Annotated in this window: 20 protein-coding genes; 14 read left to right on the top strand and 6 right to left on the bottom strand. The window is 54.3% G+C overall.

What is annotated here, in order from left to right; all coding sequences use genetic code 11:
• The first annotated feature begins 128 nt into the window (after positions 1-128).
• Complete coding sequence (gene tusA / locus EH207_RS17125; RefSeq protein ID WP_137715069.1) at positions 129-374, top strand: sulfurtransferase TusA; 246 nt, start codon at positions 129-131, stop codon at positions 372-374.
• A gap of 36 nt (positions 375-410) precedes the next feature.
• Here tusA and EH207_RS17120 read toward each other — a convergent pair whose 3' ends face one another.
• Together EH207_RS17120 and EH207_RS17115 are read right to left on the bottom strand one after the other, a co-directional pair.
• Positions 411-2,732, bottom strand: coding sequence for a zinc/cadmium/mercury/lead-transporting ATPase (locus tag EH207_RS17120; RefSeq protein ID WP_137715068.1), 2,322 nt, complete (start codon positions 2,730-2,732; stop codon positions 411-413).
• Between the two features lie 91 nt (positions 2,733-2,823).
• Positions 2,824-3,453: a lysoplasmalogenase gene (locus tag EH207_RS17115; protein ID WP_137715067.1), complete on the bottom strand. Its 630-nt coding sequence runs from the start codon at positions 3,451-3,453 to the stop codon at positions 2,824-2,826.
• A gap of 189 nt (positions 3,454-3,642) precedes the next feature.
• Between EH207_RS17115 and EH207_RS17110 the strand changes: the two genes are divergently transcribed.
• From EH207_RS17110 to EH207_RS18485, 3 genes are read left to right on the top strand one after another with little or no spacing between them, the layout of a single operon-like run.
• Positions 3,643-3,963 carry a DUF1820 family protein gene (locus EH207_RS17110; protein ID WP_137715066.1) on the top strand — a complete coding sequence of 107 codons (321 nt, stop codon included), beginning with the start codon at positions 3,643-3,645 and terminating at the stop codon, positions 3,961-3,963.
• A gap of 3 nt (positions 3,964-3,966) precedes the next feature.
• Entirely contained in the window at positions 3,967-4,113 is a 147-nt protein-coding gene (locus EH207_RS18490; RefSeq protein ID WP_246048902.1) for a hypothetical protein, read from the top strand.
• A 46-nt stretch (positions 4,114-4,159) separates the two neighbouring features.
• The gene (locus EH207_RS18485) at positions 4,160-4,330 is read left to right on the top strand and encodes a DUF2500 family protein (protein ID WP_342774134.1); all 171 of its coding nucleotides are present in this window, start codon (positions 4,160-4,162) and stop codon (positions 4,328-4,330) included.
• Positions 4,331-4,333: 3 nt separating this feature from the next.
• Here the strand turns inward: EH207_RS18485 and EH207_RS17100 are convergent, their stop codons facing one another.
• Positions 4,334-4,612 (bottom strand): DUF1145 family protein, encoded by a 279-nt coding sequence (locus EH207_RS17100; RefSeq protein WP_137715065.1) that lies wholly within the window; start codon positions 4,610-4,612, stop codon positions 4,334-4,336.
• 41 nt (positions 4,613-4,653) lie between these two features.
• Complete coding sequence (gene rsmD, locus EH207_RS17095) at positions 4,654-5,229, bottom strand: 16S rRNA (guanine(966)-N(2))-methyltransferase (RefSeq protein WP_137715064.1); 576 nt, start codon at positions 5,227-5,229, stop codon at positions 4,654-4,656.
• 249 nt (positions 5,230-5,478) lie between these two features.
• Between rsmD and ftsY the strand changes: the two genes are divergently transcribed.
• From ftsY to rpoH, 4 genes are all read left to right on the top strand, one after another.
• Positions 5,479-6,741, top strand: coding sequence for a signal recognition particle-docking protein FtsY (gene ftsY, locus EH207_RS17090; protein ID WP_137715063.1), 1,263 nt, complete (start codon positions 5,479-5,481; stop codon positions 6,739-6,741).
• Between the two features lie 5 nt (positions 6,742-6,746).
• Entirely contained in the window at positions 6,747-7,418 is a 672-nt protein-coding gene (gene ftsE, locus EH207_RS17085) for a cell division ATP-binding protein FtsE (protein WP_137715062.1), read from the top strand.
• The gene (ftsX, locus tag EH207_RS17080; protein WP_137715061.1) at positions 7,408-8,376 is read left to right on the top strand and encodes a permease-like cell division protein FtsX; all 969 of its coding nucleotides are present in this window, start codon (positions 7,408-7,410) and stop codon (positions 8,374-8,376) included. The genes ftsE and ftsX overlap by 11 nt, the downstream gene beginning before the upstream one ends.
• 334 nt (positions 8,377-8,710) lie before the next feature.
• Entirely contained in the window at positions 8,711-9,568 is an 858-nt protein-coding gene (gene rpoH, locus EH207_RS17075) for an RNA polymerase sigma factor RpoH (protein WP_137715060.1), read from the top strand.
• A gap of 114 nt (positions 9,569-9,682) precedes the next feature.
• Here the strand turns inward: rpoH and panM are convergent, their stop codons facing one another.
• Positions 9,683-10,090 carry an aspartate 1-decarboxylase autocleavage activator PanM gene (gene panM / locus EH207_RS17070; RefSeq protein WP_137715059.1) on the bottom strand — a complete coding sequence of 136 codons (408 nt, stop codon included), beginning with the start codon at positions 10,088-10,090 and terminating at the stop codon, positions 9,683-9,685.
• 474 nt (positions 10,091-10,564) lie between these two features.
• On the opposite strand from panM, the gene EH207_RS17065 reads away from it, so the two are divergent.
• From EH207_RS17065 to EH207_RS17040, 6 genes are all read left to right on the top strand, one after another.
• A complete protein-coding gene (locus tag EH207_RS17065) occupies positions 10,565-11,680 on the top strand; it encodes a branched-chain amino acid ABC transporter substrate-binding protein (RefSeq protein WP_137715058.1) in 1,116 nt (371 codons plus the stop codon).
• 138 nt (positions 11,681-11,818) lie between these two features.
• Positions 11,819-12,745 (top strand): high-affinity branched-chain amino acid ABC transporter permease LivH, encoded by a 927-nt coding sequence (gene livH / locus EH207_RS17060; protein WP_137715057.1) that lies wholly within the window; start codon positions 11,819-11,821, stop codon positions 12,743-12,745.
• Positions 12,742-14,013, top strand: a complete 1,272-nt coding sequence (locus EH207_RS17055; protein ID WP_137715056.1) for a high-affinity branched-chain amino acid ABC transporter permease LivM — start codon at positions 12,742-12,744, stop codon at positions 14,011-14,013. The genes livH and EH207_RS17055 overlap by 4 nt, the downstream gene beginning before the upstream one ends.
• Positions 14,010-14,783: a high-affinity branched-chain amino acid ABC transporter ATP-binding protein LivG gene (gene livG, locus EH207_RS17050; RefSeq protein ID WP_137715055.1), complete on the top strand. Its 774-nt coding sequence runs from the start codon at positions 14,010-14,012 to the stop codon at positions 14,781-14,783. Before EH207_RS17055 ends, livG begins: the two co-directional genes overlap by 4 nt.
• Before the next feature lie 4 nt (positions 14,784-14,787).
• Positions 14,788-15,489 (top strand): high-affinity branched-chain amino acid ABC transporter ATP-binding protein LivF, encoded by a 702-nt coding sequence (gene livF / locus EH207_RS17045; RefSeq protein ID WP_137715054.1) that lies wholly within the window; start codon positions 14,788-14,790, stop codon positions 15,487-15,489.
• 51 nt (positions 15,490-15,540) lie between these two features.
• Positions 15,541-16,728, top strand: a complete 1,188-nt coding sequence (locus EH207_RS17040) for an aminotransferase-like domain-containing protein (protein ID WP_137715053.1) — start codon at positions 15,541-15,543, stop codon at positions 16,726-16,728.
• Between the two features lie 88 nt (positions 16,729-16,816).
• On the opposite strand, the gene EH207_RS17035 is transcribed toward EH207_RS17040, so the two are convergent.
• Positions 16,817-18,478, bottom strand: a complete 1,662-nt coding sequence (locus tag EH207_RS17035) for a methyl-accepting chemotaxis protein (RefSeq protein ID WP_137715052.1) — start codon at positions 18,476-18,478, stop codon at positions 16,817-16,819.
• Positions 18,479-18,521 lie beyond the last annotated feature (43 nt).

Below are 18,521 nucleotides of genomic sequence, written 5' to 3'. Positions count from 1 at the left end.
CGCAACCGCTTTGGTAATGCAATGGTTGCTTTTTACGCAAACGTTGTCGTGGCTTGCGTCACAGAATCTCCGGCGTAAACTAAAGCGGTTTTTTATGACTGCCTGCCACCCTGCCACAGAGAACGTTGATGACCGACCTATTCGCCAATCCTGATAAAACCCTTGATGTTCAGGGACTGCGCTGTCCCGAACCGGTGATGATGATGCGCAAGACGGTACGCCAGATGGCGTCTGGACAAACGCTGTTGGTGATCGCAGACGATCCCGCGACCACCCGTGATATTCCCGGTTTCTGCCGCTATATGGAGCATGATCTGCTGGCGCAAATGACCGAACAGCTTCCCTACCGTTACTTGCTGCGCAAAAAGGGTTAAGCGACAACGCCCTGCATGACAGGGCGTTGAAATGCGTCAATCCTGTTTTTTAAGCAGCCGCAACGCGTTGGCGGTGACCAGCGCCGTGGCGCCGGAATCCGCCAATACCGCCAGCCACAGCCCGGTGATCCCCAATATGCTGGTGATCAGGAAAACCGCTTTCAGCCCCAGCGCGATGGTAATATTCTGACGAATATTCCGGTGCGTTGCGCGCGACAGCCGGATCATGCTGGCTAATCCTCCCAGACGGCTGTGCGTCAGGGCGGCGTCCGCGGTTTCCAGCGCGACATCGGTGCCGCTTCCCATCGCAATGCCGATGGTTGAGGCTTTCATGGCGGGCGCGTCGTTGATGCCATCGCCGACCATGGCGACCGGATGCTGCTGATTAAGCTCACTCACGGCGGCCACTTTGTCGGCAGGCAGCAAGCCTGCCCGGTAGTCGATACCTAAATCGGCCGCGATTGCGGCGGCGGCACGCGGGTTGTCGCCGGTGAGCATGACGCAGCGTATGTTCATATTTTGTAGCGCGGCCAGCGCGTTTCGCGCGTCATTTCGCAATGTGTCGCGCAGGGCCAGCAAACCCTGTACTTGCCCCTCTTCCTGTACGACAACCACCGTTTTGCCTGCGCTTTCCAGCGTATCAACCTGCTGTTGCCAGAGAGGAGCCAGCGTACCCGCGGGCAGTCTGGCGGGGGCGCTAACCTGAACTCGCTTACCCGCGATGGTGCCTTCCACGCCGATGCCGGCTAAGGCGCGGCGATCCGCCGCGATTGGCAGGAAAACGCTGGTGGCGCGGGCGTGTTGCACAATCGCCTGCGCCAGCGGGTGGTGTGAGCCGGCCTCCACTGCCGCGGTTCGCGCCAGCAGCGCCGCCTCACTCACGCCAACCGCCGGTAAAATATCGGTAATCTGTGGTTTGCCTTCGGTCAGCGTGCCGGTTTTATCAAAGGCGATAGTGCGAATTCCTCCCAGCGATTCCAGCGCCGCGCCCCCTTTGATCAGCGCGCCCTGGCGGGTTGCCGCCGCCAGACCGGAGGTAATCGCCGCCGGCGTGGAAATCACCAGCGCGCATGGACAGCCGATCAGCAGTAGCGTCAGGCCGCGATAAATCCACTCTTGCCACGGCTGGCCCATCAGCAGGGGGGGAATCAGAATAACCAGTAACGACAGCAACATAATGGCTGGCGTGTAATAACGGCTGAAGCTATCGAGGAAACGTTCGATTGGCGCACGTCGCGTTTCGGCTTCCTCAATCAGTTGCAGAATGCGATCGATGGCGCTGTTGCCCGGTTGTGAAATGACGCGCAGTTGTACCATTTTATCGACGCACAGGCTGCCGGCGGCGACTTTTTCGCCTGCGCTACGCTCAACGGGCATTGATTCGCCGGTGAGGGCGCTTTCATCAAAGCTGGCTTCCACATGCAGCAATTCCGCATCGGCAGGCAGTCGTCCGCCGGGGGCGATTTCAATCACATCGCCGGGTAACAGACTGGCAATCGGCACCTTAACGCGCCGCTCGTTTCTGAGCACGATGGCGTCTTCAGGGATCAGGGCCATTAAAGCGGTGACGCCTTGCCGCGCACGGTTGGCCGCATAGGATTCCAGTCGTTCACCCAGCATAAAGAGCAGCAGAATCACCGTGGCTTCTGTTGTGGCGCCAATCAGTAAAGCCCCGATGGAGGCCACGCTCATCAGCGTTTCAATCGCGAAAGGGGTGCTGGAGCGGGTAAGCTGTATGGCTTTTTTCAGTACGGGAATGAGGCCGACAACCGTGGTGGCGATAAACGCCATTTCACTGAGCCTATCATCCAGAAATGAAAGCCCCCAACTGATGGCGGTCAACGACACAAAGAGAATCAGGAAACCATATTCTTGAAAATAAGAGCCGTGCATGAAACGGCGTGAATTCGCCGCAGGTGGCGTGCTTGGGGCAAGATCATGCAAGGTGAAACCAATTTGCGAAACTGCGTTTTGTACCTGTGAGCGGACATCGTCGCGGGCGGCGACAACCAGTTTTTCGGTTGCGAACAACACATTGGCGCGTTCGATTCCCTGGAGATTTTTTACTGCATTTTCAACTTTACGGGCACAGCTTGGACAATCCATTCCAGTGATTTTCCAACTGAAATTCTGAAAGGCGCGGGGGCGGTCACTGTCTCCGCCGTCGGGGTCGTCCGAGTCGGCATTATCGCCGCTTTCCGATGCGGTGTTATCGGGAGTGCGACCTGTATTGATTGCGGCGGCAGGGGCGTGTTTTACCGCGCAGCAGCTTTTTTCCGCGCGTGATACCGGTTTGGCATGCGCCTGACAGCAGGCTGACTTTTCACCGCTATGATGGTGGTGCTGATGAGAATGCATATACTCCTCCTGTATTGATGATAATGATTTCCATCAGAAACTTTACACCGTTGTATCGGGTTACTCCAGCAATTCGCGTGCGGGGTGAACGTTAAAAATAGAGTGAGCGCACGATAAGAAAATGTCCGCCAAAATAGCAGGCCGCCACAATGACCTGATGGGCGCGGAAGCTGATGCGATAGTGATGAATAAGCCAGGTCGCGTGGGCGATGAATAGCAGCGCGCAGCCTGCCAGTAATGAGAAATTATAATCGCTTTCCAGTGCAAAATAACGCTCCCCGGCGATCCATACCATTAAGGTGGTCATGAGGATAAAAGCGCATGTCGGCCAGCGTAAGGTATCGAGTCTGCTCCAGATGATGGCGATCAGCACCGCCGCCAGCACCGCGAGCGCCAGCGCCAGCGGCCAGAAGAATGTCAGCGTGATCTGGCTGGTGAAAAAGCTGATGGTGTAAAGCAGGTGAGACACGAAATAGGCGGCAAACGCGTAGAGCAGACGCTGTGTCGGAAGCAGAAGCAGAGTGTCGGCGACCAGCGTGGCCAGCAAGCCTGCGACTACCAAATAACCGGGTACGCTCAGGAGCGGGGTTTGCCAGGCCAGCGCCAGCAATAGTAACAACGTGACCGGTTTGAACAGCCAGCGCTGCCACACCGGGCCGCGATAGCTGGCGTCAACGTATAGCCAGCCAGAGAAAAGTACGGCAATAAATGACCAGAGCATAGATCGTCCTTATGAGAGAAGGTAACCAGTATCAGATGTAACCCTTTCTTTATTCAATGTAGGGGGCTGCTATAAGTATAAACAACATCGGGTGAGACTGATGCGAATACCCGTGCTTCATGCTATTTTATCGACCTGTTTTTACTGCCGATGGGGGCGGTAAAATCGCTTGAAGGAGTGTAGTGTTGAATGAGTAAGGAATCCGCACTGTATCGTATTCAATTCATTAATAATGGTAAGAACTACCAGCTTTATGTGCGTGAATTAGTGTCGAGCACGCTGTTCGGTTTTATTGAAATCGCCGACTTTGTCTTCGATAGCCAATCAACGGTGCTGGTCGACCCTTCGACAGAAAAGCTTAAAACGGAGTTTTCCGGCGTCAGCCGCAGCTTTATCCCTTTGCAGGCAATTATTCGTATTGATGCGGTGACGGAAAAAGGCAGCGCCCGTATTTCCGAACTGGGGGATAACGTGACGCACTTCCCTTATCTTCCCGGAAAAAAAACCTGACCCATGAGCAAGTTTCCTCTGCTGTTGATACTGGTCTTTGCGTTAATTCTTGTGCTGGCTGGGCGACAATATCTGCGCCAGCGAAAACAGGAGGCGTTGAATGATGCCGCTCCGCTGCGTACCGTATTGGTGGAGGTAACAACTAAGTAAGCGGGCGTATCCGCGTAGTCGCAGCCGTTCCCGTGAACATCAGATCGTGGTGCCGCAGGAGATGCGTTATGAAGCAACGTTTCATCCGGTATATGGCGGGACGGATATGACTCTGCGGCTCGATAGTCCCGATTATCACCAACTCAATACGGGCATGCTGGGTATGTTGCAGGTGAAAGGCACCCGTTTTATCGGTTTTGCGCCCCAGCAGGCGTGAAGATTATTTTTTGGTCGATTTGGGCTGTTTCTTTTGCCACGCCAACAGTTCAAACACGCCAAATAGAAAAATACGCGCCTGTTGCGCCCGGTTGAGTGACGGAGTGTCTTTAGGCGGGCTGGATTTCAACAGCAGCAGTTGGAAACCATGCATCAGGATCATAAACACCATCGCCACCGTCATAAAAATATTCAGCGGTCTGGGAAACGGCTGAATCAGGTTAAAAACCAGAAAACCCCACACGCCCAGCATCAACAGTCGTCCCAAATTAATCCATAACATCTGTGCGCCTCTTTATGTTTTTGAGAATGGCTTTGAGCCGATCATTGACGGATGTACAAACGGTAGGCGACCTGACCCGCTATCTTTTCGCGGTGCAGTTGCCAGTTATTCGGAATAGCCAACTGCGTATTTTCTGACTCGGTTTCCACGTAAATCCATGCCTCCGGCGCCAGCCAGCCTTGTTGTTCCAGCAGGGATAGCGTGTTGTTCAATAAGTCTTTACGAAAGGGCGGATCGAGAAACACCACGTCAAAAGGTTCTCCCGGTTGCCCCAGCCAGCGTAGTGTATCCGTATTAACCACCTGTGCGTTTTCCGCCCGAAGCAGAGCCAGATTCTGCGTTAATTGCTGGGCCACCGCTCGCTCGGCTTCCAATAATGTCGCATGGGTCGCATAACGCGACAGGGCTTCCAGGCCCAGCGCGCCGCTGCCGGCAAAACAGTCCAGACACCGGGAATCCTGAATCACCGGCGCCAGCCAGTTGAACAGCGTTTCACGTACCCGATCGGTCGTAGGCCGTAAGCCCGGACTGTCGGGAACCGGAAGTTTTCTGCCGCGCCATTGACCACCGATAATTCGGATCTGGCCGGCGGCTGACGATGCATGTTTTTTTGCCATAGCTCACGGGTTGGTTGGTGTGCCGCATTGCCGGCAGGCACAGTCAGGAAAATTCAGGCGCTATTCTAACGGCGGTTACGTGTAGAGGGAATGTTAAGATGAAGGCTGACATATTTCGTTACGCAGATTGTCTGCCTTTGCCTCTTCCGGCTGCGTGTTGCTGGCGGCAGGAAAGTGTTAAACTCGTTGTTTAGCTATGATTTTCATTGATTCATTCGCTGCGCGGAGCGGCGTGGAGCGCGATTGCACATGACAAAAGAAAAGAAGCGCGGTTTTTTTTCCTGGCTGGGATTAGGGAAACAGGAAGAAGAACAAAAAGAGCAACCGCAAGAGAAACCGGTCGTCGAAGATGTGCCCGCCGCGTCGCCGGATAGTGAGAGTTCGGCTCGGCAGGTTGCTGAAAAAGAAAAGGAACTGGCGGATGCCGCCGTGCAGGAAAAGGAATCCCCGGCGGAAAAGCCGATTGTCGACGTGGTAAAAGAGACGGAACAGGCGAGCGTGGAGGACGCCGCGCCGATGGTCGAAGCCGAACCGGAAGCGGTTCAGCCGGATGATGCCCCGGTCGTGTCGCACGAGCAGGAGCGGCCGTCGAAAGCGGGATTTTTCTCCCGCCTAAAACACAGCCTGATTAAAACTCGTCAAAATTTGGGTTCAGGATTTATCGGATTGTTTCGCGGCAAGAAAATCGACGACGATCTGTTTGACGGACTGGAAGAGCAACTGTTGATTGCCGACGTGGGCGTGGAAACCACCCGCAAAATTATCACCAGCCTGACCGAGCACGCCAATCGTCGACAACTGAAAGATGCTGATACGCTTTTTGCTAAGCTGAAAGAAGAAATGGCGGCGATTCTTGCTAAGGTTGATGAGCCGCTGAATATCGAGGGCAAAATGCCTTACGTGATCCTGATGGTCGGGGTAAACGGCGTGGGTAAAACCACCACCATCGGCAAGATGGCGCGTCAGTTCCAGGCCCAGGGAAAATCGGTCATGCTGGCGGCTGGCGATACTTTCCGCGCCGCGGCGGTAGAGCAGCTTCAGGTCTGGGGGGAGCGCAACAATGTGGCGGTGGTGGCTCAGCATACCGGCGCCGATTCCGCCTCGGTGATTTTTGATGCGATTCAGGCGGCAAAGGCGCGTGGCGTTGATGTGTTAATTGCCGACACTGCGGGCCGATTGCAGAACAAAGCGCATCTGATGGAAGAGTTGAAAAAGATTGTGCGCGTGATGAAAAAACTGGATGAAGATGCGCCGCATGAAGTGATGCTGACGCTGGATGCCAGTACCGGACAGAACGCCGTCAGCCAGGCGAAGCTGTTTAACGAGGCGGTAGGGCTGACGGGTATCGTTCTGACGAAGCTGGACGGCACCGCCAAAGGCGGGGTGATTTTCGCCATTGCCGATCGGTTCGGCATTCCTATCCGCTATATTGGGGTAGGGGAAGGCATTGAAGATTTGCGGCCATTCAAGGCTGACGATTTTATTGAGGCACTTTTTGCCCGAGAGGATTAAAACGGATGATTCGTTTTGAACAGGTCAGTAAAGCTTATCTCGGCGGGCGTCAGGCGCTACAAGGCGTGGATTTTAATCTGCGGCCGGCGGAGATGGCGTTTCTGACCGGTCATTCCGGCGCGGGGAAAAGTACCCTGCTGAAACTGATTTGCGGCATTGAACGTCCCAGCGCGGGGCAGATTCTGTTTGCCGGGCACAACATCAGCCGCCTGAAAAAACGTGAAGTTCCGTTTCTACGCCGCCAGATCGGTATGATTTTTCAGGATCACCATCTGCTGATGGAAAGAACCGTCTATGACAATGTGGCGATGCCGCTCATTATCGCCGGCGCCAGCAGCGAAGATATCCGCCGCCGGGTATCGGCGGCGCTGGACAAGGTGGGGCTGTTGGATAAAGCCCGAAATTACCCTATCCAGCTTTCGGGCGGTGAACAGCAGCGAGTCGGCATTGCGCGTGCGGTGGTGAATAAGCCCGCTGTTTTATTGGCGGACGAGCCGACCGGTAATCTGGATGATGCCCTGTCCGAAGGTATTTTGCGTTTGTTTGAAGAGTTTAACCGGGTTGGCGTCACGGTACTGATGGCAACCCACGATACCGGGCTGATCGCCCGCCGTCATTACCGGGTTCTGACGCTGTCGGATGGCCGCATGATTGGGGGAAATCATCATGGCGAATAATACCCGTAATGCGAAAAAGCCGGTAGCGAAGGCCAAAGCCTTACGCGGCGGCTGGCGGGAGCAATGGCGCTACGCCTGGACCAATACGCTGGATGACATGCTGCGTCAGCCGCTGGCGACGCTGCTGACCGTGATGGTGATCGCCATTTCTCTGGCATTGCCCAGCATCTGCTATTTAGTGTGGAAAAACGTCAGTCAGGCTGCGGCGCAGTGGTATCCCTCACCTCAGTTAACGGTCTATCTGGATAAGTCCCTGGATGACGGCGCCGCGCAGGGGGTGATCGCACGACTTCAGTCTGAAGACGGCGTCGACAAGGTGAATTACTTGACGCGCGATGAAGCGATGGGGGAATTCCGCAACTGGTCTGGCTTTGGCGGCGCGCTGGATATGCTTGAAGAAAACCCGTTACCCGCCGTTGCCATTGTTACGCCAAAAATGAATTTTCAAAGTGCCGACACGCTGACGACATTGCGCGATCGCATCGGTGCTACGCAGGGAGTGGATGAAGTGCGGATGGATGACAGCTGGTTTGCCCGGTTGGTGGCGTTGACCGGCTTGGTCGGCCAGATTGCGGCGACAATTGGCGTCTTGATGGTTATCGCGGTGTTTTTGGTGATCGGCAACAGCGTGAGACTGAGTATCTTTAGCCGCCGTGAAACCATTAATGTCATGAAATTGATCGGTGCGACAGACGGCTTTATTTTGCGCCCGTTCCTCAACGGCGGCGCCGTTATGGGATTTGGCGGCGCGGTATTGTCGCTGGTTCTGTCGCAGGCGCTGGTGTGGAAGCTCGGCGCGGTGGTGGCGCAGGTGGCTTCGGTGTTCGGTACGACCTTTACAGTCAAAGGGCTGAGCTGGGAAGAGTCTCTGTTGCTGTTGCTCGTCGCCGGGATGATTGGCTGGCTGGCCGCTTGGCTGGCGACCGTTCAACATTTACGCCGCTTTACACCACAGTAGTCTTTTTTTGATATACTTTCCCCTGTAGCTTCAACTGTGCGGCAGGGGACGCGCTCCTCGGTAGTTTCTCTTCTTGCCTTGTTCCCGCGTATTTCTCCTGCCTTGTCGACGTATTATTTTCTCGCCGTATCCAGCTTGATATGTAAAATAAGATGGATAATATTGTAGGAACTTGCGAGGGAAATCACAGTCTGAATACTGAGATGCCGTGCCGGTTTTTACCGGTTCGCGTAAAAAGGATGCTAAGCGATGCTGGCATCGCGAGTTGTCGGTGACAGCCGTTTGAGCGGGTTGGTTGAAAAGCACCGCGTAATCGTAGCAATGAGAGGGTTGAATGACTAAAGATATGCAAACTTTCACCTTAGTTCCCCAGGGCAGTCTGGAAGGTTACATTCGAGCCGCCAATGCCTATCCGATGCTGACAGCGGAGGAAGAGCGGGCGCTGGCTGAACGGCTGCATTATCAGGGCGATCTGGATGCGGCCAAGCACTTGATTCTGTCGCATCTGCGTTTTGTTATTCATGTGGCCCGTAATTATTCCGGCTATGGCTTGCCGCAGGCCGACTTGATTCAGGAAGGTAACATCGGCTTGATGAAGGCGGTGCGCCGCTTTAACCCTGAAGTGGGGGTGCGTCTGGTTTCTTTCGCCGTACATTGGATCAAGGCTGAGATTCACGAATATGTGCTGCGCAACTGGCGTATTGTGAAAGTCGCGACCACTAAAGCGCAGCGCAAATTGTTCTTTAATTTGCGTAAGTCCAAAACGCGTCTTGGCTGGTTTAATCAGGATGAAGTTGAACTGGTTGCCCGTGAACTGGGCGTGACGAGTAAAGATGTGCGTGAGATGGAATCGCGGATGGCCGCGCAGGATATGACCTTCGATCCGACGCCGGATGAAGAAACCCATGATGGCAAGGCCATGTCCCCGATGCTGTATTTACAGGACAAGTCCTCCGACTTTGCCGACGGCATTGAAGAGGATAATTGGGAAAACCATGCGGCAGACAAGCTGACGGACGCGTTGCAAGGGCTTGATGAACGCAGCCAGCATATTATCCGTGCGCGTTGGCTGGATGACGACAACAAGTCAACATTGCAGGAACTGGCTGATACATATGGCGTATCCGCAGAGCGGGTACGGCAGTTGGAAAAGAATGCCATGAAAAAGCTGCGTGCGGCGATTGAAGCCTAAACGATAGCAAATAGCAGGACGGCCGGGCATTGTCCGGCCGTCCTGCTTTTATAGCGGCTATCCTGCCCGCCCTTCGGCCGCCGTAAGCGACATTGAATGTCTCCCGAAAAATTTTTAACCCTGGCTACGGATATAACGCCAGCCGCCGGATACCGGTGAAAAGCCGCAGGCAATCATGAATTTTGCCAACACTTCCTCTTTGACCGCGGCGTGATCGTCAGTTGCCAGCCACCATTCTTTAACGCCCGGCAGTTGTTTCCGTACTTCGTCTATCAGATATAGCCCAACGCCGCGTCGCCGGGTGGTTTCACGCACCAGAAGATCGCTTAATTCGGCGTATTCCCCTTTAATCTCAACCAGCACCGCAGCCAGCAGCCGTTCGTTAAAACGTGCGGCAAACAGGCGGCGATCCGGCGAAAGTCCATTTTCCAGAAGGTCAAGATTCTGGTGCGGCCAAATTTTGGCCAGATCAATTTTATCCTGGTGGCTGAATTGGGTGAGGCATTCAACGGTTAGTTTCATTTCCTAGCACTCCATTAAATGAGTCTAAAATTAATGCAATAGTTTTGTGGTGGAACAGGAGTGTAGTTTTTTATGACGGACTACCCCCGCCAACCTCCAGGCCATCGCAAGTGATGTTGGAACATGCTCAAGGCATTTTCTGCTGTAAGGCAACAGGGAAAATGCTTTCCTCTGCGACTATTTTTCGAGTATTGCATCAGCAATGAATGTACAGAGCAGCATAACTGACTATATGTAGGTCAAATACTGGTTTTTAAAACGCATATTTTATGCTGTTTATCTGTTTTGTTTATGATGATGTCAGTTGATTTGCAGCATATTATTCCTGTTTAATAATATGAAAAATAAAGCCTTATTAGAAACGATTAGTAATAATAACCCTAACCTGTTCTTACTTATAAGAAAAAGGTTAAGTTATGACGAATGGCGGTCATATTTTTAGCAATATCCATAATAAAAGATGGGGTAAAACGAATGAAATTGAGTCAAGGCAGAACACTGCTGATGGCCGGTATAGCGGTTGCGCTGAGCCATGCGGCGAGCGCTGCGGATATTAAGGTGGCCATCGTGGGCGCCATGTCTGGTCCGGTTGCACAATATGGTGATATGGAATTCACCGGCGCACGTCAGGCTATTGCGGATCTCAACGCCAAAGGCGGCATCAACGGCGATAAACTGGTTGGCATCGAATACGACGATGCGTGCGACCCGAAACAAGCGGTTGCCGTGGCGAACAAAGTCATCAACGATGGCATTCGTTATGTCATTGGTCATTTGTGCTCTTCCTCTACACAGCCGGCTTCTGATATTTATGAAGAAGAGGGTGTGATCATGATCACGCCCGCCGCAACCAATGCTGATTTAACCACGCGCGGCTATCAGATGGTGCTGCGTACGACCGGTCTGGATTCCGATCAAGGGCCAACGGCAGCGAAATATATCGTCGAAACGATTAAACCTCAGCGCATTGCCGTTGTGCATGATAAGCAGCAGTACGGCGAAGGGCTGGCCCGCTCTGTTCAAGATAGCCTGAAAAAAGCCAGTGCGGATGTCGTATTGTTTGAAGGTGTGACCGCGGGTGATAAAGATTTCTCCTCACTGGTGGCGCGCCTGAAGAAAGAAAATGTGGATTTCGTTTATTTTGGCGGCTACTACCCGGAAATGGGGTTGCTTATGCGCCAGGCTCGTCAGGCCGGCATGACCACCAAATTCATGGGGCCGGAAGGCGTAGGTAACTCCTCTCTATCCAATATCGCGGGTGACGCGTCTGAAGGCATGCTGGTGACGCTGCCGAAGCGTTATGACCAGGTTCCAGCGAACCGACCGATCGTCGATGCGTTGAAAGCCAAAAAACTTGACCCGACCGGTCCGTTTGTCTGGACCACCTATGCGGCATTGCAATCTCTGACTACCGCCATGCAGCGCAGCGGCAGCATGGAACCGGAAAAACTGGTCAGCGATCTGAAAGCCCAGGCTGTGGATACCGTGATGGGGCCACTGAGTTGGGATGAGAAAGGCGACCTGAAAGGGTTTGAGTTTGGTGTCTTTGAGTGGCATGCAGACGGTAGTTCCAGCGAAGCGAAGAAATGATTGCGTGGTGACGATTGCGGCGATGGCAGCCTCCGTATGTTCTGCATGCGCCTGAACCGCAACCGCTTCTGTATTAATTCCTCAATACCGCATGCCCCCGTTGCCATAATGCGCGGGGGCAGAATCTAAGGTTAGGGTATGTCCGAGCAGTTCCTTTACTTTTTTCAGCAGATGTTCAACGGCCTGACGTTGGGCAGCACTTATGCGCTGATCGCCATTGGCTACACCATGGTTTACGGCATTATCGGCATGATTAACTTCGCCCACGGCGAGGTTTACATGATCGGTAGCTATGTCTCCTTTATTGTTATCGCCGCCCTGATGATGATGGGCATCGAGGCGAACGGGGTGTTGATCAGCGTCGCATTTGTGGCCGCCGTCGTCATATCCAGCGCTTACGGCTGGAGTATTGAACGGGTCGCCTACCGGCCGGTACGCACGTCCAAACGCTTGATTGCACTGATCTCCGCCATCGGGATGTCTATTTTTCTGCAAAATTACGTCAGCCTGAATCAGGGCTCACGCGACGTCGCACTCCCCAGCATGATTACCGGACAATGGGTATTGGGCGAGACGAATGGCTTTGCCGCGACAATCAGCACCATGCAGTTGACTATCTGGATCGTGACGTTCCTTGCGATGCTGGCGTTGACGCTGTTCATCCGTTATTCGCGCATGGGACGAGCCTGTCGCGCCTGTGCGGAAGATTTGAAAATGGCCAGCCTGTTGGGTATCAGCACTGACCGCGTCATTTCCCTGACTTTTGTGATTGGCGCGCTCATGGCTGCGGTCGCGGGCGTGCTGCTGGGACAATTCTATGGCGTGATTAACCCCTATATCGGTTTTATGGCCGGTATGAAAGCTTTTACGGCGGCGGTATTGGGCGGAATCGGCAGCATTCCCGGCGCGATGATCGGCGGACTGATTCTGGGGGTGGCGGAAGCGCTGACCTCCGCATACCTGAGCACGGAGTACAAGGATGCGGTATCGTTCGCGTTGCTGATTGGGGTATTGCTGGTCATGCCTACCGGTATCCTCGGCCGCCCGGAGGTTGAGAAAGTATGAAAAAACTCAATCTGTTCAATGCGATTATCTCCGCGTTTATGTTACTGGTGCTTGCCGCGTTTTTAATGGGCATGCAGTTGGGGCTTAACGGCACCAAACTGGTGGTTCGCGGCGCCGATGAGGTTCGCTGGTACTGGATTGGCGCAGGCTGCATTGTGGTGTTTTTTTTCCAGTTGATTCGTCCCTATTTCCAGGCGGGCATGAAAAAGTTTTCTGCCCCGTCGCTGGTCTTGCCAAGCTTTGATGGCGGTACGCCGCGGCAAAAGCTGCTGGCGGCGTTGGTGATCGTCGCGGCCGTCGCCTGGCCATTTCTGGTGTCTCGCGGCACCGTCGATATCGCCACACTCACGTTGATTTATGTGATGTTGGGGCTGGGGCTGAACGTTGTGGTCGGGCTTTCCGGTTTGCTGGTATTAGGCTACGGCGGCTTTTATGCCATTGGCGCTTATACTTATGCTTTATTGAATCACTATTACGGACTGGGATTTTGGGAAAGTCTGCCGCTGGCAGGCATGGCGGCGGCGTTGTCCGGTTTCCTGCTGGGTTTCCCGGTATTGCGTTTGCGCGGGGATTATCTGGCCATTGTCACATTGGGATTCGGTGAGATTGTGCGTATCTTGCTGCTCAACAATACCGAAATCACCGGTGGCCCTAACGGTATCAGCCAGATTCCGAAGCCGACCTTCTTTGGTCTGGAGTTTAGCCGCAACACCCGCGATGGCTGGGATACCTTCCACAATTTCTTTGGTCTGCAATACAACCCCAGCGATCGCATCATTTTCCTTTATCTGGTCGCGCTGTTGTTGGTGGTATTAACGCTGTTTGTGATTAACCGTCTGTTGCGCATGCCGCTGGGCCGCGCTTGGGAAGCCTTGCGTGACGACGAAATTGCCTGCCGTTCATTGGGCCTGAGCCCGACCCGCATCAAGCTGACCGCATTTACCATCAGCGCTGCGTTCGCCGGGTTTGCCGGTACGCTGTTTGCTGCGCGCCAGGGTTTTGTCAGCCCGGAATCCTTCACTTTCGCCGAGTCGGCATTCGTATTGGCGATTGTGGTGCTGGGGGGAATGGGTTCGCAGTTCGCGGTGATCCTCGCCGCCGTTCTGCTGGTGGTTTCCCGTGAACTGATGCGTGATTTGAATGAGTACAGTATGTTGCTGCTGGGCGCGCTGATGGTGCTGATGATGATTTGGCGTCCACAAGGCTTACTGCCGATGAAGCGTCCGCAAATGAAGCTGAAAGTCGCTAAGAAGGAAGAGCAGGCATGAATAGCACGAAGCCATTATTATCGGTCAAAGGCCTGATGATGCGTTTTGGCGGCCTGCTGGCGGTCAACAATGTTGAACTGGATATTTACGCGGGGGAAATCGTATCGTTGATCGGCCCTAACGGGGCAGGCAAAACCACGGTATTTAATTGCCTGACTGGTTTTTATTGTCCGAGCGGCGGCGCCATCATGCTGCGCGATCGCCATCTTGAAGGTTTGTCAGGGCAGGCGATTGCCCGGATGGGCGTGGTGCGGACGTTCCAGCATGTACGTTTATTCCGCGAGATGACCGTGGTGGAAAACCTGCTGGTGGCGCAGCATCAACATCTGAAGAGCGGCGTGTTTGCCGGACTTCTGAAGACGCCGGCGTTTCGTCGTGCGGAAGCGCAGGCGCAGGATCGCGCGGCGGTCTGGCTGGAACGCATCGGTTTGCTGGATCTGGCGAATCGTCAGGCGGGCAATCTGGCTTATGGTCAGCAGCGCCGGCTGGAGATAGCCCGTTGCATGGTGACCCGGCCCGAACTGCTGATGCTGGATGAACCGGCGGCCGGGCTTAACCCGAAAGAAACCGAAGAGCTGGATCGACTGATCGTGGAATTGCGCGATAGTCATCAGGTGTCGGTCCTGCTGATTGAGCACGACATGAAGCTGGTGATGGGGATTTCCGACAGGATTTATGTCGTCAATCAGGGCACGCCGCTGGCCCAGGGTACCCCCGCTGAAATTCGTAACAACCCGGATGTGATCCGCGCTTATCTGGGTGAAGGATAATGTTATGCTGTCATTAAATCAGGTTTCTGCTCACTATGGTAAAATTCAGGCGCTGCATCAGGTTAGCCTGCACATTGAACAGGGCGAAATCGTTACGCTTATCGGCGCCAACGGCGCCGGTAAAACCACCCTCTTAGGGACACTCTGTGGTGAGCCCCGCGCCACGGAAGGCGCCATCACGTTTGATGGCAAAGATATTACCCATCTGCAAACCGCGCAGATTATGCGTGGGTCGATTGCCATTGTTCCTGAAGGCCGCCGTGTCTTTTCCCGCATGACCGTTGAAGAAAATCTGGCGATGGGGGGGTTCTTCGCGGATCGTCATCAATACCAGCAGCGGATAACCCGGGTCTATGATCTGTTTCCGCGATTGTATGAGCGACGCGCTCAGCGTTCCGGCACCATGTCCGGCGGCGAGCAGCAGATGCTGGCGATTGGGCGCGCGCTGATGAGTCAGCCCCGTTTATTGTTGCTGGATGAACCGTCTTTAGGGCTGGCGCCGATTATCATTCTGCAAATTTTTGATACTATCGCGCAACTGCGCGAAGAGGGCATGACCATCTTCCTGGTAGAGCAGAATGCTAACCAGGCGCTGCGTCTGGCCGATCGAGGTTATGTGCTTGAAAATGGTCATATCGTGCTGGAGGATTCCGGCGCGGCATTGCTGGCGAATGAAGCGGTACGTTCAGCCTATCTGGGCGGGTAATTGATATAGAGCCGGTTATCCGGCCCGTTTGATAACGAGGGTTCAAAAAAGATGGCCAATGAAGGGTTACTGGCGCACCGCATTGCTCAGTTGAAGAGTTCCGCGATTCGCGAACTGCTTAAGCATAGCAAGATGGACAATATTATCTCGCTGGCCGGCGGTATCCCGTCTGATGCGCTGTTTGATTTTGAAGGATTAAATCAGGCGACGCAGTTAGCCATTACCGGGCAGCCGAAAACGGCTTTCCAGTATGGGCTGACAGAAGGCAGCGGCGTGTTGCGTGAGCGTATCGCTGATCTGTGCGCCTTGCGCGGTATGAGAACGCAGGCGGAAGACATGGTGATCACCGCGGGTTCGCAGCAAGCGCTGGATTTGATTATGCGGGCGATGGTCGATCCGGGCGATGTCTTTGTGGTTGAGCGTCCGACCTATCTTGCCGCGCTGCAAACGCTTGAACTGGCGCAAGCGCAGGTGATGTCCGTCGCATCCGACGATCAGGGTATGGTGGTGGATGATCTGGAGGCGCTGTTGCACAAGCAGCGTATCAAAGGCGTTTACATCGTCCCGAACTTTGGTAACCCCAGCGGCGTCACGCTGAGCTATGAGCGCCGTAACCAGCTGATTGCGCTGGCTGCGCGTTATGGTTTTGTCATTATTGAAGATGACCCATACGGCGAGCTGCGTTTTACCGAAGAGCGCCAGCCGACGCTGTTCCAACTGGCGCAGGAACAACTGGGCAGCACGGAATATGTGCTTTACACCTCTACGTTTTCAAAGGTTCTGGCGCCGGGGTTGCGTCTGGGGTGGGCGATCCTGCCGCACTGGTTGCTGCATAAAGTCGCGATTATCAAACAGGCGGCGGATCTGCATGCCAGCGCATTGTCACAAACCGTGGCGGAGTGCTATCTGGGACTGGGACGTCTGGAGGCGCAAATCGAGAAGATTCGCCACGCCTACAAACACAAAGGTGAGTTGTTTGCACAGTTGGTGGAACAGGAGCTGGGTGATGTCATCACCTTCAACCGGCCGAAAGGCGGCATGTTTCTGTGGGCGAAGTTCCGTCATGAATTCAACACCACGGAATGGCTGAAGCAGACGCTTCATCAAGGGGTGGTGTTTGTTCCCGGCGAATTCTTCTTTTCCGATCGCCCTGACCACTCGACGCTGCGTTTTTCCTTTGCGACCGCGACGGATGAACAGATGCACGAGGCGGTTGCCCGCTTGCGCCGCGCACTGTAAACGGCAACCAGTGAAAACCGCGGCAGCAATGAACTGACGCGGTTTTTTGTTTATTGGTTATCAACCGCCTTCCGGGAAGGCGGCTTTATCAGAATGTTTCCCAATCTTTATTGGACGAACTCGTCAACGCCAAGGTGGAACTAAGACCTTTAGGCGTCTGCGGTGCGGTACGCTGCGTTTGTCCGCCTTCAATGGTGAAAACTCTCATCAATTCGACCAGATGTCTGGCCTGATCGTTCAGGCTGTCCGCTGCGCTGGAGGATTGCTCCACCAGAGCGGCATTTTGCTGGGTAACCTGATCGAGCTGGTTCACCGCAGTATGAATCTGTGAAATGCCGGATTCCTGCTCCTGAGTTGTGACGCCAATTTCATTAATCAAGTCAGCGACATGCCGAGACTGACGCACCAGTTCATTAATGGTTTCCCCGGCGCCTTCAACCTGTCGCGAACCCGCCGTCACTTTGTTGACGCTGGTGCTGATGAGTTCTTTGATTTCTTTGGCGGCCGAGGCGGAACGCTGGGCCAGCGAACGTACTTCTCCGGCAACGACCGCGAAGCCACGGCCCTGTTCACCCGCGCGAGCGGCTTCCACCGCGGCATTCAGCGCCAGAATATTGGTCTGGAAGGCAATACCGTCGATGACGCCGATGATGTCGCCGATTTTATGCGAACTGTCGGTGATATCTTTCATGGTCACAACGATGTTGCTTACCGCTTCTCCACCTTTGGCGGCGGTGTCACTGGCGGCTTGCGCCAGTGCAGTGGCATTGCGCACCGTATCGGCGTTTTGGCGCACGGTCTGACTCATTTCTTCCATCGACGCGGCTGTCTGCTGGAGATTCGCCGCCTGTTCCTCCGTTCGCTGACTAAGGTCGGCGCTGCCTGCGGCGATTTGATTCGAGCCGGTGGCGATGGATTCGCTGCTCTGACGTACCTGCTCGACGATAGACGTCAGGCTTTCCCGCATGCTGTTCATGGCGGCCAGAACGCTATGGTTGTCGCCTGGACGGAGATTGACGTCGATAGCCAGATTGCCTTGCGCCACCTGACGGGCAATCTGGGCGGCATAGGCTACTTCGCCGCCCAGTTGTCGTTTAATGGTCCGGGTGATTAACATCGATACAAGAAGACCTAACAGCACGGCGATGATGGACAATATCAACATGAAGTTGCCATCGGATTTGGCTTCACGCATGGAGGTATTGGTGACTTCCAGCGTCAGTTTCTCCTGCTGTTTGACCATGCTGTCCAGCGCGGCGAAAACGGGCGCCTGCGTTTGCTGCATATCGTTAACCATCACGTTCAGCGCCTGCGCTCGCTGCCCAGGCTGATCGGATACGCCCAGCTCAATGGCGGTTCTGACGGCCTGCATATAGGCGGGACGCGCGGCGGTCAGACGATCCAGTGAGTCACGGGTTTCCGGCTCGGACAGCCGCTTATACAACTGCTCCAGAATCTCCGTATTACGGATAATCTGCTGATCGATCCGCAGCTTTTCTTCCTGTATACGATTTTTGTCGGTATGCAAACCGATATTGCGCACGGAGCGGGCGACGGTGTCAAAGCCGTTTTTGGCGTTTTGTATCAGCATCAGGTTCGTCAGATTTTTTTCAGAAAGCGATTCGATATTCTCTCCCAGCGAAACTAATTGTACGCGACCGAATATGGCAACCAGCAGGCCGATAATGATCACCGATGCAAAGCCCGCCCCCAGCATGGTTCCAAGCTTCATTTTTTCTATAAAGTTCATAAGTTGCCTTAAACTCCTGCGTCTAATTGATATGTGGCGCGAC

The sequence above is a fragment of the Brenneria rubrifaciens genome, from assembly GCF_005484945.1.
Taxonomy (GTDB): Bacteria; Pseudomonadota; Gammaproteobacteria; order Enterobacterales; family Enterobacteriaceae; genus Brenneria; species Brenneria rubrifaciens.
The sequence above is the reverse complement of the archived record's forward strand: the minus strand, read 5'-3'. Positions and strand labels throughout refer to the sequence as shown.